This is a genomic window from Pseudarthrobacter sp. NPDC092419 (assembly GCF_044755045.1).
GTDB lineage: Bacteria > Actinomycetota > Actinomycetes > Actinomycetales > Micrococcaceae > Arthrobacter.
In genome coordinates, this window is record NZ_JBIVQF010000001.1 from 730,049 (window position 1) to 745,543 (window position 15,495).

Annotated in this window: 12 protein-coding genes and 1 tRNA gene; 7 read left to right on the forward strand and 6 right to left on the reverse strand. The window is 66.3% G+C overall.

Annotated elements, in window-relative coordinates; translation table 11 throughout:
- Positions 1-34 precede the first annotated feature (34 nt).
- Positions 35-1,834 (reverse strand): L-lactate permease, encoded by a 1,800-nt coding sequence (locus ACIQC0_RS03280; RefSeq protein ID WP_400532556.1) that lies wholly within the window; start codon positions 1,832-1,834, stop codon positions 35-37.
- A gap of 221 nt (positions 1,835-2,055) precedes the next feature.
- On the opposite strand from ACIQC0_RS03280, the gene ACIQC0_RS03285 reads away from it, so the two are divergent.
- The gene (locus ACIQC0_RS03285; RefSeq protein WP_400532558.1) at positions 2,056-4,236 is read left to right on the forward strand and encodes a malate synthase G; all 2,181 of its coding nucleotides are present in this window, start codon (positions 2,056-2,058) and stop codon (positions 4,234-4,236) included.
- Entirely contained in the window at positions 4,233-4,661 is a 429-nt protein-coding gene (locus tag ACIQC0_RS03290) for a heme-binding protein (RefSeq protein ID WP_377214949.1), read from the forward strand. The genes ACIQC0_RS03285 and ACIQC0_RS03290 overlap by 4 nt, the downstream gene beginning before the upstream one ends.
- Before the next feature lie 7 nt (positions 4,662-4,668).
- Here the strand turns inward: ACIQC0_RS03290 and ACIQC0_RS03295 are convergent, their stop codons facing one another.
- Positions 4,669-5,424, reverse strand: coding sequence for an IclR family transcriptional regulator (locus ACIQC0_RS03295; protein WP_377214948.1), 756 nt, complete (start codon positions 5,422-5,424; stop codon positions 4,669-4,671).
- 236 nt (positions 5,425-5,660) lie between these two features.
- On the opposite strand from ACIQC0_RS03295, the gene ACIQC0_RS03300 reads away from it, so the two are divergent.
- Positions 5,661-7,031 (forward strand): FAD-binding oxidoreductase, encoded by a 1,371-nt coding sequence (locus tag ACIQC0_RS03300; RefSeq protein WP_400532560.1) that lies wholly within the window; start codon positions 5,661-5,663, stop codon positions 7,029-7,031.
- 10 nt (positions 7,032-7,041) lie between these two features.
- Here ACIQC0_RS03300 and ACIQC0_RS03305 read toward each other — a convergent pair.
- Together ACIQC0_RS03305 and ACIQC0_RS03310 are read right to left on the reverse strand one after the other, a co-directional pair.
- Positions 7,042-7,118 (reverse strand) — tRNA-Thr (locus tag ACIQC0_RS03305).
- A 139-nt stretch (positions 7,119-7,257) separates the two neighbouring features.
- A complete protein-coding gene (locus tag ACIQC0_RS03310; protein WP_400532562.1) occupies positions 7,258-8,148 on the reverse strand; it encodes a DsbA family protein in 891 nt (296 codons plus the stop codon).
- 179 nt (positions 8,149-8,327) lie between these two features.
- On the opposite strand from ACIQC0_RS03310, the gene ACIQC0_RS03315 reads away from it, so the two are divergent.
- The 4 genes from ACIQC0_RS03315 to ACIQC0_RS03330 all read left to right on the forward strand — a co-directional run bounded on the left by ACIQC0_RS03315 (position 8,328) and on the right by ACIQC0_RS03330 (position 13,503).
- Positions 8,328-9,830, forward strand: a complete 1,503-nt coding sequence (locus ACIQC0_RS03315; RefSeq protein WP_400532564.1) for a trehalose-6-phosphate synthase — start codon at positions 8,328-8,330, stop codon at positions 9,828-9,830.
- Positions 9,820-10,650 carry a trehalose-phosphatase gene (gene otsB / locus ACIQC0_RS03320; protein WP_400532566.1) on the forward strand — a complete coding sequence of 277 codons (831 nt, stop codon included), beginning with the start codon at positions 9,820-9,822 and terminating at the stop codon, positions 10,648-10,650. Before ACIQC0_RS03315 ends, otsB begins: the two co-directional genes overlap by 11 nt.
- 227 nt (positions 10,651-10,877) lie before the next feature.
- Positions 10,878-11,960 (forward strand): ABC transporter ATP-binding protein, encoded by a 1,083-nt coding sequence (locus tag ACIQC0_RS03325; RefSeq protein ID WP_377214938.1) that lies wholly within the window; start codon positions 10,878-10,880, stop codon positions 11,958-11,960.
- Between the two features lie 124 nt (positions 11,961-12,084).
- The gene (locus ACIQC0_RS03330; protein ID WP_377214937.1) at positions 12,085-13,503 is read left to right on the forward strand and encodes a DUF4032 domain-containing protein; all 1,419 of its coding nucleotides are present in this window, start codon (positions 12,085-12,087) and stop codon (positions 13,501-13,503) included.
- 3 nt (positions 13,504-13,506) lie between these two features.
- Here ACIQC0_RS03330 and ACIQC0_RS03335 read toward each other — a convergent pair whose 3' ends face one another.
- Both ACIQC0_RS03335 and ACIQC0_RS03340 read right to left on the reverse strand, forming a co-directional pair.
- Positions 13,507-14,877, reverse strand: a complete 1,371-nt coding sequence (locus tag ACIQC0_RS03335; protein ID WP_400532569.1) for an FAD-binding oxidoreductase — start codon at positions 14,875-14,877, stop codon at positions 13,507-13,509.
- Between the two features lie 2 nt (positions 14,878-14,879).
- Positions 14,880-15,368 carry a hypothetical protein gene (locus tag ACIQC0_RS03340; protein ID WP_400532571.1) on the reverse strand — a complete coding sequence of 163 codons (489 nt, stop codon included), beginning with the start codon at positions 15,366-15,368 and terminating at the stop codon, positions 14,880-14,882.
- Between the last annotated feature and the right edge of the window lie 127 nt (positions 15,369-15,495).

Genomic DNA, 15,495 nt, shown 5'->3' on the forward strand with positions numbered 1-15,495 from the left:
GGGTCCATGCAGGAACAGGCTGGGGTGCCCGTTCCTAGGGCCGACGGCTGTCCTCGACCAGCTCCCGGGCCATGGCCGGCTGCCTCCTCAGCATCCACCGTGCCACCAGCGCCAATGCCGCCACCAGGAGCACCAGCTGCACGGTCCCCAGGTTGAACCCGAAGCCGTGGATGAAGATGAACGCGACCGCGCCCGCCGCAAAGCAGTAATACGTGGTCACGATGATGGTCTTCCGCAACAGGTCGCCTTCGCGGCCCAGCAGTCCCACGGTTGCCGCTGCGGCGACGATGTTGTGGATGGCAATCGGGTTGCCGCCGGCGCCGCCTACAGCCTGCGCAGCCACGATTCCCTCAGGCGGCACGCCGATCTCGGCTCCGGTGGAGAACTGGAACTGGGCAAACGTCAGGTTGGACACCGTATTGGATCCGGCCACGAAGGCGCCCAGGGCGCCGATCCACGGAGCGATCAACGGCCACGAGTCCCCCGCGACGGCTGCCGTACCCTCGGCCAGGGTAACCGGCATACTGGAGAGCCCGGAGGCGTTGAAGTCCGGTCCCGAGTTGATGAGGACCCGCACCAGCGGGACCGCGAAGAGCAGCGCCACGGCTGTTCCGCCCAGCTGGCGCCCGGAGATCTTCAGGGTGCGGAGGACCTGCCCGCGGTTCATCCGGTGCAGCAGGTACGCGAACACCGCGGCAATGATCATCAGGAAGGCCGGGGAGTAGAACGGCTGGACAGAGGTGCTGATTCCAGTGCCCAGGATGTTCTGGAACGGGATGGCGAGGCCGGAAAGGTAGGCCTTCAGCGGGGCGATAACACGCGTTGCCACCAGCAGGACCGCCATCAGGATGTACGGCGACCAGGCGCGCACCAGGCTCATGCGGGACGAGATTTCCGTGGCGGCCTCCGGTTCGATGGAACCCATCCAGCGCTCCGCCCAGGTCGCCCGGGGCCCGAACTGGAAGGAGTCCTTGGGCATTAGGAAGCCCTTGCTGGAGGTGTACATGACCAGCACCAGACCGATCAGGCCGCCGAAGAGGGAAGGGAATTCCGGGCCCAGGAACCGGGCCACCAGCACATACGGGACGGTCATGGCCAGCGAGGAATACAGGGCGAACGGCCACACGGCCAGGCCGTCGCGGAAGCGGCGGTCAGGGCCGAAGAAACCGGTCAGCATGCAGACCAGGATCAGCGGAATGAGCAGGCCGACGATGGCATGGATCGCAGCGACCTGGAAACCGATGGAGGCGACGAACTCCGGCATGGTCAGGCCAAGCACCGAAATCCGCTCCGTGACGGCCGGGTCGCCGCCAAGCCCCTTGCCCACGCCGACCAGGATGGGCGTTCCCACGGCACCGAAACTCACCGGCGTGCTCTGGATGATCAGTCCCACCATGACCGCGGCCATGGCGGGGAAGCCCATCGCCAGCAGCAGGGGCGCCACCACGGCGGCTGGGGTGCCGAACCCGGAAGCCCCCTCAATAAAGGAGCCGAACAGCCAGCCGATGATGATGGCCTGGACCCGGCGGTCAGCGGAAATGTTGTTGAAGCCGGCCCGAATGCTCGCCATGGCACCGCCCACCGTCAGCGTGGAAAGCAGCAGGAGCGCGCCGAACACGATGTACAGGAGCGTGCCGGCGGTGATGAGGCCCTCCAGTGACGCTGCCAGGACACTGTTGAAGTCCATCCGCCAGACGAGCAGGGCCACCAGCACCACGAGCAGGTAGCCCACGGGCATCGCATATTTGGCCGGCCATCGGAATCCGGCCAGCAGGACACCGACGATAAGGATGGGCGCAAGTGCCAGCAGGCAAAGCATGAATAGGTTGTCCACGGGTGGTCCTCTCTGACCATTTCGTAATGTGGAAAATGCTTTCCAGAAATCTGGGTCGAGTCTAGGAGCCACGTTCCGGGGCGTCAATGGCTGGAGAGCAGGCTCTTGGCGGCGTGCGCCCGGAGTGGACCGGCATTGACACCTCACCGCGAAGGCCGCTACCTTGCGTATATTGAAATATTGTTTCCGCTTTGCGGAATAGTTTGGAACGGAAGCGAACAATGACGAACCGAGTGGAAACCCACGGCCTGAGCGTCGCCGAAGAGCTGTACGCGTTCGTGCGGGACGAGGCCCTGCCCGGGACCGGGTTGGAAGAAGAACACTTCTGGAGCGGAGCGGCTGCCCTGATCGGCGAATTCTCGCCGAAGGTTCGCGGGCTCCTCGCCACGCGCGACCAGCTGCAGGAGCAGATCGACGAGTTCCACCGCGCCAACGGGCCGGGCGATCCGGACTCCTACGAAGAATTCCTCCGCTCCATCGGGTACCTGGTGGACGAACCCGCGGACTTCACCATCGCCACCGGCCGGGTGGACCCGGAAATTGCCACGATCTCCGGCCCGCAGCTGGTGGTTCCGCTGCTCAACGCCCGCTTTGCCGTCAATGCCGCCAATGCCCGTTGGGGTTCGCTGTATGACGCGCTGTATGGCACCGACGCCATCGACGAGTCCGACGGGCGGGAGCGCGGCCGGGCCTATAACCCCGCGCGGGGCGCCGCCGTGGTGGCCCGTGGCCGGCAGTTCCTTGATGAGCACGCTCCCCTGGCATCCGGCTCGCACAATGACGTTACGGCCTACCGCATCGAAGGGTCTGCCCTCGTGGCCGAAACCCCCGCAGGCCCCACGGCGCTGGCCAATCCCGGGCAGCTGCGAGGGTACCGTGGCGCACCGCAGTCCCCCGAGGCAGTGCTTCTGGTCCACCACGGCCTGCACGCCGAGGTCCAGATCGACCCCGGCCACGCCATCGGAGCCACCGATCCGGCCGGCGTCAAGGACATTGTCCTGGAGTCCGCCCTCACCACCATCATGGACCTGGAGGACTCGGTGGCCGCCGTGGACGCAGCGGACAAGGTGGACGGCTACCGCAACTGGCTGCAGCTGATGCAGGGCACGCTGACCGCCGAGGTCAGCAAGGGCGGGAACTCCTTCACGCGCCGCCTCAACGACGATCGGACCTTCACGGCACCGGACGGCTCCGAACTGGTCCTCCCCGGCCGTTCGCTGCTCCTCATCCGGCAGGTGGGCCACCTGATGACCAGCGACGCCGTCCTGGACCAGGCCGGAAACCCTGTACCGGAGGAAATCCTGGACGCGCTGTTCACCGGCCTCGGTTCGGTGCACGACCTGCGCGGCCCGGCTGCCGGCAGGAACTCCCGCGCCGGATCCGTCTACATCGTCAAACCGAAAATGCACGGCCCGGAGGAAGTGGCAGTCGCCTGCGCCCTGCTTGCCGGCGCCGAGGGCGTGCTTGGCCTGGACCCGCTGACCCTCAAGATCGGCATCATGGACGAAGAGCGCCGCACGTCAGCCAATCTCAAAGCCTGCATCTATGAGGCCCGCGAGCGCGTGGTGTTCATCAACACCGGCTTCCTGGACCGCACCGGAGATGAAATCCACACCTCGATGGCTGCCGGCCCCATGGTCCGCAAGGCGGACATGCGCAACTCCAGCTGGATCAAGGCCTACGAGGATGCCAACGTGGACATCGGACTGGCCAGCGGCTTCCGCGGCCGGGCCCAGGTGGGCAAGGGCATGTGGGCTGCACCGGACAACATGGCGGAAATGCTGGCCCAGAAGGGGGGACACCCCCTGTCCGGAGCCAACTGCGCCTGGGTTCCCTCCCCCACCGCCGCCACCCTCCACGCTCTCCACTACCACCAGGTGGACGTGGACGCCCGGCAGGCGGAGCTCGGTGGAAAGCGCAGGTCAACCCTGCGCGACCTGCTCACCATCCCGGTGGGGAACCCCTCCGACTGGGATGCCGAAGCCCGCCGCAGCGAGCTGGACAACAATATCCAAAGCATCCTGGGCTACGTGGTCCGCTGGGTGAACGCCGGCGTCGGATGCTCCAAGGTCCCCGACATCCACGGCGTTGCCCTCATGGAGGACCGCGCCACCTGCCGGATCAGCTCGCAGCATGTGGCCAACTGGCTGCACCACGGCATCGTCAGCACCGACGAAGTGGAGGAAACCCTCCGCCGGATGGCAGTCGTGGTTGACGGGCAGAACGCCTCCGACCCTGATTACCTGCCCATGGCGCCGACGTTCGACGGTGAGGCCTTCCTGGCTGCACGGGAACTGGTGCTCGAGGGCGCCGCACAGCCGTCCGGGTACACCGAACCCATCCTGCACCGCCGGCGCGCGGCGCAGAAGCACGCAGGCAACCTTGCAAGGAGCGCATCATGAACTTCGGACTCGAAACCGCGCAGGCGATCATCACCAAGGCGCTGGAGACGGGACAGCAGGAAGGCTTCAAGCCGCTGACCGTCGTCGTGCTTGACGCCGGCGGGCACGTCATAGCCGCCGCCCGGCAGGACGGCGCGTCGAACAACCGCTTCGACATCGCCCATGGCAAGGCCTACGGTGCGCTGGCGATGGGGGTCGGCTCGCGCGCGCTCATGGAGCGCGCCGAGCAGCAGGCATACTTCATCTCCGCTGCGGCGGCATCGCTCGGCGGCCGGCTGATTCCGGTCCCCGGCGGCGTCCTGGTGCGCGACGGCGACGGCGGCCTGCTGGGTGCCGTAGGCATCACCGGGGACACCTCGGACAACGACGAGACCGCCGCCCTGAAGGCGATCGCGTCAGCCGGACTGACGGCCCAGCCCGCCTGACACGCGGCTATTTGCGGTTGAGTTCGGCGGAAATCGCGTGGACCGCTTCGCGCAGCACCGGGATGGCCCGGTCGCCAAAGGAGCGGTCCACGCGGGACACCGGGCCGGACACGGAGATGGCGGACGGGGTAGGGGCATCGGGCACGGCCATGGCAAAGCAACGCACACCCAGTTCCTGTTCCTCCTCGTCGATGGCGTAGCCGCGCTTGCGGATCCGGTCGAGCTCCTTCAGGAGCGCGTCCACATCCCCGATGCTTTTGGCAGTGGGCGTGGGCATGCCGGCCCGGGCCACGATGCCGCGAACCTTGTCGTCATCAAGCTGGGCGAGGATGGCCTTCCCCACTCCAGTGTCGTGGGCGTGGGCACGCCGGCCGACCTCCGTGAACATCCGCATCGAATGCAGGGAGGGGACCTGTGCAACGTAAACCACCATGTCCGAATCGAACACCGCCATGTTGGCGGTCTCGCCAAGCTGGTCAACCAGGGACTTCAGCTGTGGCCGGGCAACAGCTCCAAGCTGTTTGTTGGCGCCCTCGCCCAGCCGGATCAGGCCCGGCCCCAGGGCATAGCGGCGGTTGGGCAGCTGGCGGACGTAACCAAGTGTGACGAGGGTGCGCAGCAGCCGGTGAATGGTCGGCAACGGAAGATCGGTCGAGGCGGACAGTTCGCTCAGCGTAACGTCCCCGCCGGCGTTGGTAATGAGTTCCAACAGCTCAAACGCGCGCTCAACGGACTGCACGCCTCCGCTTGCTTTACCGGCCATGGGGCAAATCTCCTGTGGTTCAGAATCCGACAACTCTTATCCGCATCGTGAAAAGAGTAGCGCTCAGAGTCCCAAGATACCGCACATGCGGAGTGCGAAAATGATGACCTCTCGGGACGGTCAGACCATTGACCCTCCCGCTGCGCAGATTCTAGAGTTATCCGACTAGCAGAAGTAACTTTTCGCTGTACGGAAATTACATTTCCGGCTGATCCAAGGCAGAACAAAGGGGTTTCGTGGATACGTCAGTTTCAACCCGCCCGACGGCGGCAGTCCTGGAGGGTGCCCGCGGCGCCTCCGTGACGGAGCAGGACCGCCTCGCGGCGAGCACGGACCGCTCAGGGTACGTATCGCCGTCGCTTCCCGACGGCGTGGTTTTCGCGGAGTCAGCGGACGACGTCGTTGCCGCAGTTAAGCTGGCGGCCGCCCACCGTGCTCCGCTGGTTCCCCGGGGCGCGGGAACCGGCCTTGCAGCCGGCGCGGCGGCCAAATCAGGCGAAGTCGTCCTCGACGTCTCCCGGATGGACCGCATCCTGCGGATCGATCCGCTGGAGCAGCTCGCCGTGGTCCAGCCCGGCGTGCTCAATGCAGACCTGAACGCCGCTGCCGCCGAGCACGGGTTGTTCTATGCGCCGGACCCTGCCAGCACCGCCATCTGCTCGATCGGCGGCAACGTGGCCACCAACGCCGGCGGCATGCGGTGCGCCAAGTACGGGGTGACCCGCGAGGCGGTGCTCGCCCTGCAGGTGGTGCTGGCGGACGGCCGGGTCCTGCGGACCGGCCGCGAGACCATTAAGGGCGTCACCGGCTACGACCTCAATGCCCTCATCACCGGTTCGGAAGGGACCCTCGGCGTCGTGGTCGAAGCGACGCTCCGGCTGCGGCCCATGCCCGTGGCGACGGCCACCGTTGCCGCCTTCTTCCCCGATTTCGCCACCGCAGCCGCAGCCGCCTCCGCCGTCATTGCGGCCCGCGTCCAGCCCTCGCTGCTCGAACTGATCGACGGCCAGACCCTTGAGGCCATCGACATGGCAATGGGGACGGATTACCGGTCCAAGGGCGGGGCCTTCATGCTGGCCCAGACGGACGGCTACGGCGCCTACCTGGAACAGGACGTCCTGATCGAGGCAATCCGGCCATATGCCTCTTCCTTTGAGAAGGCAACTGACGCCGAACACGCCAACGAACTCATCACCGCCCGGCGCGAGGCCATCCCCTCGCTGGAGAAGTTGGGCCGGGTATCCATCGGGGACATCGGCGTTCCCCGGTCGAAGCTCGCGGACGTGGCCGTGGGGCTGGACGAGATCTCCGCTGCCACGGGCGTGCGGATCTTCTCCGTGGTGCACGCTTCGGACGGCAACCTGCACCCCATGCTGGTCCTGGACCCGGAGGACTCCGTCACCGAGGGCCCGGCCAAGCAGGCCCTGGGCGAAATGTTCCACCTGGCCAAGCGGCTGGGCGGCACGCTGACCGGGGAGCACGGGGTTGGAATCCTGAAGCGGGACTGGCTACTGCCGGAGCTGGGCGAGGTTTCGCTGGACGTGCAGCGGACCATCAAGAACGCGCTGGATCCGGACGGGATCCTGAACCCGGGCAAGGGAATCTGAGCTGGCTTATTGGAGCCCCCTGTCGGATTCGAACCGACGACCCCCGCTTTACAAGAGCGGTGCTCTGGCCAACTGAGCTAAGGAGGCGTGCCCGGGACGCCGGGCCTGCGCCCGACGGGCGCTAGATAAGGTTAGCCCACGTCCGCCCACGGGTAAAAACAGCAGGGCCGGCCCCGGAAACGAATCCGGGGCCGGCCCTTGTTGCTGAAACCGGTGCGGGCGGTCCCTATGCCTTAGCGTCGATGGCGGCCTGCAGGAATTCGGGGAACGGCGTCTGGGCGCTGTCACCCTTGCCCCACTGCTTGCCGTCCACCAGGACAGTAGGCGTGCCGGTGACGCCGATGGACGAGGCGAGCTTCGTGGAGTACTTCACGTACGGACGGTATGTCTTGTCTTCCACGCAGGAATCGATGCTGGCAGCTCCCACATCAGTGGCCATCTTCTTCAGGTCATCGTCGGAAATGCCCGCGGTGCCTTCGGCAGGCTGGTCGGCGAACAGAGCGTTGACGAAGTCCGCATATTTCTCCGGGGATCCGTTCACCACGCACGCCGCGGCATTGGCGGCACGCGAGGAGTAGTTGGTGGTCGAGCGGTTATCGAGGAAGCCCAGCGGGCGGTATTCGACGCTGATCTTGCCTTCATTGCGGAGCGAGGTCAGCTGGCCGTTGAACTGTTCCTCAAAGTTCTTGCACGCCGGGCAGATGAAGTCGATGTAGACGACCACCTTCACCGGCTTACCCTTTTCGGCTTCGGCGCCGGGAGCAGCGATCTGTGCCGGCGGAGTCTGCGGGGGCTCGGGGACGCTCGCCGCGTCCACGGTGCCCGCTTCGGTGGGTGCCACCTCGGTGTTGGCCAGCAATGTTACGCCGCCGTTGACGTTGGCATTGGCGGGGACCGGCCCCTGGTCCGCCACCGGAGCGTTGTTGCGGATGTTGCTGGTAACCACCAGCGCAACGACCGCCAGGATGGCCACCACGGCCACGACGATGCCCCAGCCGATCAGCTGCTTGTTTCGCTTGTCCTTCTTAAGCTGCGCTTCCCGGATCTGGCGGGCTTTCTCGCGCGCCTCGGCGGTCCGTTCAGCCTTGGACTTACGGTTTTCGTTTGCAGGGCTCATGTGTTCCTTGGGTCGGTCGACGTGGGGGGACCACTAAGTGGCAACCCGCCCAGTTTAGGGGACAAAGCCGGAAGCTTGGGCCTTCAAGCATCCCGCCCATTGACTAACGGACGAATAGCACCGATCATTCCGTCCCGTTAGGGTGGGCTGAGAGGCACAAGCAACCCCAGGGGGCCGCAATGCAATCACCCGTCCAGGTAAAACCCGCCGGCAAGGCGGTGCCGACTGCCGCCGCGGCACGACCCGGCGCACACACCAAATACGACTTCATGGTGGTCTCGAACAGGCTGCCCGTTGACCGCTGCGCACCGGGAGAAGGCGGCGACGACGGCTCCGGCTGGCGCCGCTCCCCCGGCGGCCTCGTCACCGCCCTGGCGCCCATGATGACCAAGACGGACGGCGCCTGGGTGGGCTGGCACGGCGCCCCCGACGAAACCGTCCGGCCTTTCAGCCACGGCGGAATGGACCTGGTGCCCGTCCAGCTGAGCACCGACGATGTCGAGCTCTACTACGAGGGCTTCTCGAACGCCACCCTGTGGCCGCTCTACCATGACGTCATCGCCCCGCCGGAATTCCACCGGACCTGGTGGGACGCCTACCGCAAGGTCAACCGCAGGTTCGCCGACGCCGTCGTACGCCATGCCGACGAAGGCGCCACCGTATGGGTCCAGGACTACCAGCTCCAGCTGGTCCCGCGGATGCTGCGCGAAGCGCGGCCCGACCTCCGGATCGGGTTCTTCAACCACATTCCGTTCCCGCCGCCGGAGATTTTTGCGCAGCTGCCGTGGCGGCAGGCGATCATCGACGGCCTCCTCGGCGCCGACCTGGTGGGTTTCCAGCGCAGCAGCGATGCCGGGAACTTCATGCGCTCCGCCCGCCGTTTCCTGGGCGCCAGCGTCAAGCAGCAGCAGGTGCACGTCAAGGGCCAGGACGGCGCCATCACGCACATCGCCCGCGCCCAGTCGTTCCCCATCTCCATCGACGTCCAGCAGATCACGGAGCTCGCCCAGCGCCCGGACATCGTGGAGCGTGCCCGGCAGATCCGCCAGGACCTCGGCAACCCGAAAACCATCCTGCTCGGCGTGGACCGGTTGGACTACACCAAGGGCATTCGGCACCGGCTCAAAGCCTTCGAGGAGCTCCTGGCCGACGGCAAGCTCAAGGTGGGCGACGCGACCCTGATCCAGGTGGCCTCCCCCAGCCGTGAACGTGTGGAACAGTACCGGCTGCTGCGCGAGGAAGTGGAGGGCACGGTGGGGCACATCAACGGCACCTACGACACCCTCGAAAACACCGCCGTCCGGTACCTCCACCACAGCTACCCCGTGGAGGAGATGGTGGCCCTTTACCTGGCGGCGGACGTCATGCTGGTCACCGCGCTGCGCGACGGCATGAACCTGGTGGCCAAGGAGTATGTCACGGCTCGGACCAACAACGACGGCGCCCTCGTCCTCAGCGAGTTCGCCGGCGCCGCGGACCAGCTCAAGCAGGCCCTGCTGATGAACCCGCACGACATCGACGGCCTTAAGGACTCGATCATGCGGGCCGTCGAGCTCTCCCCCAAGGATGCGTCGCGTCGGATGCGCGCCATGCGCAAGCAGATCCTGGAGCACGATGTGGACCACTGGTCCGCCGACTTCCTCACCGCGCTCAACGAGAAGGTGGTCCGCGATGACTCCTGAGGCCCGCCGGCCGGCCCTGGGCCTGACCCCCGAACTGCGCGCCGCGATCCGCCGCATCGCGCAGACCGACCAGCTCCTGGTGGCCATGGACTTTGACGGCACCATGGCACCCATCGTGGGAAGGGCCGGCGATGCACGTCCCCTTCCGCGGGCGGCCGCGGCGTTCGCGGGCCTCGCCGTCCTTCCACGCACGACGACGGCGCTCATCTCCGGACGCGCCCTCGCCAGCCTGCGCGCGGTGGCGTCGCCCCCGGTTGATTCGCTGCTGATCGGCAGCCACGGGGCTGAAGCGTGGATGGGCCCCGGATCCGCCGCGCTCACGCTGGACGCGGAGCAGGAAGCCCGCCTGGCGGCGGTCCGCTCAACTCTGGCCGAGATCGTGGCGGAAGCGCCCGGGACGCTGCTCGAAGACAAGCCCGCCGGCGTCGTCCTGCACACCCGGCTTGCCGACGACGACGTGGCCGAGGACGCCGTGGCAGCCGCCCGCTCGCTGCTGCAGGACCGCAAGGGCGTATACCTCAAGGAAGGCAAGCGCGTCCTGGAGACGTCGGTGGTCAACGCCTCCAAAGGCGAGGCCGTCACCTTCCTGCGGCAGGCCAGCGGCGCCACCGCCGTGTTCTTCGCCGGAGACGACACCACGGACGAGGATGCCCTGGCCCGCCTGGAACCGGGCGATGTAGGGGTAAAGGTGGGCCTGGACTTCACCTGCGCCGAGTTCCGGGTGGAAGCCCCGGAGCATGTGTCCGAGCTGCTCGAAACCCTCCTGCAGGAACGCAGCCTGGCAGTGGCAGAGGAGGATCCGCAGGCCGCGTCCGGCTAGAAACCCGAAGGAATGGACGGGCTCATATGTGATTTCCGTAACTTTTTCGACAATGGGGCCATGACCTGACATACTCTTATCTGTGATGTGGCGCACAGTAACCGTGCGGCGTCACTGGATGCCTGCGGTTTCGGCCAGCAGGCATCATGCATGACAAAACTGAACAAACATGAACCATTCACAACGGATCGTCCGGCACGTACCTGCCGGTGAAGGGATTGATAACTGTGGCTACAGTTACTTTTGATAACGCTACGCGTCTGTACCCGGGCACAGATAAGCCCGCCGTCGATAAGCTCAACATCGACATCGCCGATGGCGAATTCCTGGTCCTCGTTGGACCCTCCGGCTGCGGCAAGTCCACCTCCCTGCGCATGCTCGCGGGCCTTGAGGACGTCAACGCCGGCCGGATCCTGATCGGTGACCGCGACGTCACCGATGTTCCGCCGAAGGACCGCGACATCGCGATGGTCTTCCAGAACTACGCGTTGTACCCGCACATGACTGTGGCCGACAACATGGGTTTTGCCCTGAAGATCGCCGGCGTTTCCAAGGAAGAGCGCGCCGAGCGCGTCCGCGAAGCCGCCAAGCTCCTTGACCTCGAGCAGTACCTGGACCGCAAGCCGAAGGCGCTCTCCGGCGGCCAGCGCCAGCGTGTTGCCATGGGCCGCGCCATCGTGCGTAACCCGCAGGTCTTCCTCATGGACGAGCCGCTGTCCAACCTGGACGCCAAGCTTCGCGTGCAGACCCGTACGCAGATCGCCTCCCTCACCCGCCGCCTCGGCGTCACCACGGTCTACGTGACCCACGACCAGGTCGAGGCCATGACCATGGGCGACCGCGTGGCTGTGCTGAAGGACGGCCTGCTGCAGCAGGTTGACACCCCGCGCAACCTCTACGACCGCCCGAAGAACGTTTTCGTTGCCGGCTTCATCGGTTCCCCGGCCATGAACCTGCTGGAACTTCCCGTGGTCGACGGCGGCGTGCAGTTCGGCGGCACCGTTTACCCCGTGCCACGGAACGTCCTCGAAGAAGCGCACGGCAGCACGGTCACTTTGGGCACCCGGCCCGAAGACCTCGAAACCGCACCGCAGGGTGAAGGCCTGAAGGTCGAAGTTGACGTTGTCGAGGAACTCGGCGCCGACGCCTACGTCTACGGCCACACCACGCTGGACGGCAAGGACCACGACATCGTGGCACGTGTCGACGGCCGCCGCCCCCCGATGAAGGGCGAGTCCATCTACGTCCGTCCGCAGTCGGGCCACGTGCACCTGTTCGACACCAAGACCGGACTGCGCCTGGGCGACTGATCCTCCCCACCGGCACCCGACGGCGGCCCGCACCCTTTCGCAATGGTGCGGGCCGCCGTCGGCCGTTAACCCGAAGCCACCGCGGCATTTAGCCGCCCGGCGCCAAGTACGGAAGAATTGACGCATGACCGAGGAAAACAGCGCCAACTGGCACGATGAACCCACCGACTACGGGCAGATCGGCAAGCTGCCGCGGTTCGTCGCCGCCAGCGCGGACGATGGCAAGGCCGCGTCGGCCGCCAGCTCGCTGAACATCACCGCGGCCGCTGCCGATCCCGAACTGCTGGATCTCCCCTGGCACATCGCGCTCGAGGACTGGCCCGCGGAGTACCTCGCGGCGCTCCCCCGCGGCATCTCCCGGCACATCGTGCGCTTCGCGCACCTGGGCGGGTCCGTGATCGCCATCAAGGAAACATCGGAGCACGTGGCCCGGCACGAATACCACATGCTGCGGAAGCTGGCCCGGCTGGATGTTCCCTGCGTGGAACCCGTCGCCGTCATCACGGGCCGCACCACCGTGGACGGCCGGCCGCTGAACCCCGTCCTGGTGACCCGGCACCTGAAGTTCTCAATGCCTTACCGGGCACTGTTTTCGCAGATGCTGCGAAAGGACACCCTGACCCGCCTCATCGACGCCCAGGCGCTGCTGCTGGTCCGGCTGCACCTCATCGGGTTCTACTGGGGCGACGTATCGCTGTCCAACACGCTGTTCCGCCGGGACGCCGGCGCGTTCGCCGCCTATCTGGTGGATGCCGAGACGGGTGAGCTGTATCCGGACCTGTCCACCGGCCAGCGGGAATACGACCTGGAAATTGCCCGCGTGAACATCGCCGGCGAACTGATGGACCTCTTGGACGGAGGCCTCATCGAGGAGAAGGTGGACCCCGTGGCCACCAGCGAACTGATTATGGACAGCTACCGGCGGCTGTGGGCCGAGCTCACCGAGAAGGAATCGTTCGAGCTCGGGGAACGCTGGCGCGTGGGTGCCCGCATCCGGCGGCTCAACGAGCTCGGCTTCGACGTCGAGGAATACGCCATCAAGACCACGCAGAACGGGTCCACCATCCAGCTGCAGCCGAAAGTGGTGGACGCCGGGCACCACCAGCGCCGGCTGCTGCGCCTGACCGGCCTGGACGCCCAGGAGAACCAGGCCCGCCGCCTGCTCAACGACATGGACTCCTTCCGCGCGGACAATTACCCCGACATGGACGAGGAGTACAGCGCGCACCTGTGGGTCAGCCAGATCTTCGAGCCGATCGTCCGGTCCATCCCGCGGGACCTCTCCGGCAAGCTGGAACCGGCAGAAGCCGTCCACGAGGTCCTGGAGCACCGCTGGTACATGTCGGAGAAGCAGGAACGACACATCCCGCTGGCCGAGGCCGTGCAGAGCTACATCGATTCCATCCTGCGCCACCGCAGGGATGAAGCAGCCATCATGCTCAACCCGGACACTGAGCTGCTCAAGATCCTCGAGGTGGAGACCGAGGAATCCCGTTACGGCGGCGACGAATCGATCGACGAATACCCCGATGCGGACGACTAGGTCCTAGATCGCCTTACCGGGATTCAGGATGCCCGCCGGATCAAACAGTTCCTTGATCCGGCGCTGCAGGGCGCGCACCGGCTCCGGCTGCTCCTGGCCGAGCCAGCGCAGCTTGTATTGCCCCACCCCGTGCTCACCGGTGATGGTGCCGCCCATGTCCAGGGCAACGGTGATCGAGTCGTCCAGGGCACGCTGGAGGCCCGCCATGGCGTCCTGTTCCACCGCGTCCGCTGTGCGTTCGATCCAGAAGGTGGGGTGGAGGTTGCCGTCACCGGCGTGGGCCACCACTTTGAGGTTGACCCGGTGCCTGGCAGCCATGGACTCCAGCTCCGCGATGTAGTCCACCAGCCGGGAGCGGGGAACCGCCACGTCCTCCCCCACCCGGTACTGGTCGTCCACCTCCACGCCCCTGCTGTGCCGCCGGAGTTCGACCAGCCGTTCGGCTTCACTGCTGACCTCCGTGGTGACGGTGGCACCGCCTGCCCGCAAAACATCACGGACCTCTTCGGCCTCTGCAGCCGCGCCGAAACCGTCGGTCTGGATCAGGAGCAGCGAGCGGCCTCGTGCGCTGAGGTCAGAACCGTGGATGTCATCCAGCTGTTCCAGCGTCCCGCCGTCGAGCAGTTCCATGATGGCCGGCTGGACACGGGCCCGGCCCACCGCGAGCACGCCGGCGGCGGCCATTCGGAAGTCCGGATAGAACGCTGCGACCGTGTGGACTTCGCGGGGCAGGTACTTGAGCCGCACGGTGATTCCGACGACAATCCCGAGCGTGCCTTCGGACCCCACGAGCATTCCGGTCAGGTCGTAGCCCGCCACACCCTTAAAGGTCTGGTGGCCGGTATGGATGAGGGACCCGTCTGCCAGCACCACATCCAGTGCCAGGACCGAGTCACGGGTCACTCCGTACTTGGCGCAGCGCAGTCCGCCGGCATTGGTGGCCACGTTGCCCCCGATCGTGCTGGTCCGGAAGCTCGCCGGGTCCGGGGCGTACATCAGTCCGTGGGCGGCGGCGGCCTCGTTGAGCACGGCGTTCACCACGCCGGGTTCGACGACGGCGGTCTCGTCGTCAGGGTTAAGGTCCAGGATGCGGTCCATGCGTTCAAGGGACATCACGATGCAGTTCCGCACCGCGTGCGCACCACCGGAGACGCCCGTGCCGGCGCCCCGAGGGACCACTGCCACACCGGCGGCGGAGCAAGCGCGAATCACCGCTTGGACGTCAGCCACAGACTCCGGGAAGACCACCGCGAGGGGTAGTTGGAAATCTATGACCGGAGCCTGGTCCACGGCATAGCGGCGAAGCTCCACTTCGGAGTCTTCCAGCTGGTTGGAGCGGAGCAGGCCACGCAGCTCGGCAACGATGGACGCCACCCCTACGCTCCCATAAAGCGCGCGTACCGGGCCAGGATGCCGGGCCACGCCTCAGCATAGTGCGCGCGTGTTGCCGCGGGGTTTTCGGCGCCTTCCCAGCCGTTATGGAAGATCCTTACTTCAGTGCCGTCTTCGACGGGCCTGAAGGCCACGAGCAGCTCGGTGGACCAGAGGGCAGTGCTTCCCGGGTGCCATGTGGCGTGGAAGGAAAATGGGGGGTTCCATTCATCGATCGTGCCCCAGATGCTGGTACGGCCGTCGTCCGCAGTTTCCAGGATGAGGTTCTCTTCGAACTCCACGTAGGATCCTTGGCCATAGACGCCATGGTCCTGGAGGGGCCACCATAGGTGGGTGTGATCGGTAAAGCCTGCAAAAGCGTGGGCCACGGTGCCAGGTATCACCAGTGTGTTCACGACGGGTTCCAGCGCGTCGCCGGCGTCGTGGCCGTCACCGTCCTGGGTCCCGGGGGCGTGGCTGAAGAGGTTGTCCATGGTGCCCAACTCTACCGGTGGCACACGGACCGGTTGGTGGGTTAAATGTGGGAGGCCCCAACCGTGTGGTTGGGGCCTCGACCAGGTGTGTGTCCGGCGGTGACCTACTCTCCCACACCCTCCCGGG

Excerpts from the sequence above, each read along its gene's own strand:
- ACIQC0_RS03285 (WP_400532558.1), top strand. The coding sequence starts at position 2,056 with ATGACGAACCGAGTGGAAACCCACGGCCTGAGCGTCGCCGAAGAGCTG.
- ACIQC0_RS03290 (WP_377214949.1), top strand. The coding sequence starts at position 4,233 with ATGAACTTCGGACTCGAAACCGCGCAGGCGATCATCACCAAGGCGCTG.
- ACIQC0_RS03295 (WP_377214948.1), bottom strand. The coding sequence starts at position 5,424 with ATGGCCGGTAAAGCAAGCGGAGGCGTGCAGTCCGTTGAGCGCGCGTTT.
- ACIQC0_RS03310 (WP_400532562.1), bottom strand. The coding sequence starts at position 8,148 with ATGAGCCCTGCAAACGAAAACCGTAAGTCCAAGGCTGAACGGACCGCC.
- ACIQC0_RS03315 (WP_400532564.1), top strand. The coding sequence starts at position 8,328 with ATGCAATCACCCGTCCAGGTAAAACCCGCCGGCAAGGCGGTGCCGACT.
- otsB (WP_400532566.1), top strand. The coding sequence starts at position 9,820 with ATGACTCCTGAGGCCCGCCGGCCGGCCCTGGGCCTGACCCCCGAACTG.
- ACIQC0_RS03330 (WP_377214937.1), top strand. The coding sequence starts at position 12,085 with ATGACCGAGGAAAACAGCGCCAACTGGCACGATGAACCCACCGACTAC.
- ACIQC0_RS03340 (WP_400532571.1), bottom strand. The coding sequence starts at position 15,368 with ATGGACAACCTCTTCAGCCACGCCCCCGGGACCCAGGACGGTGACGGC.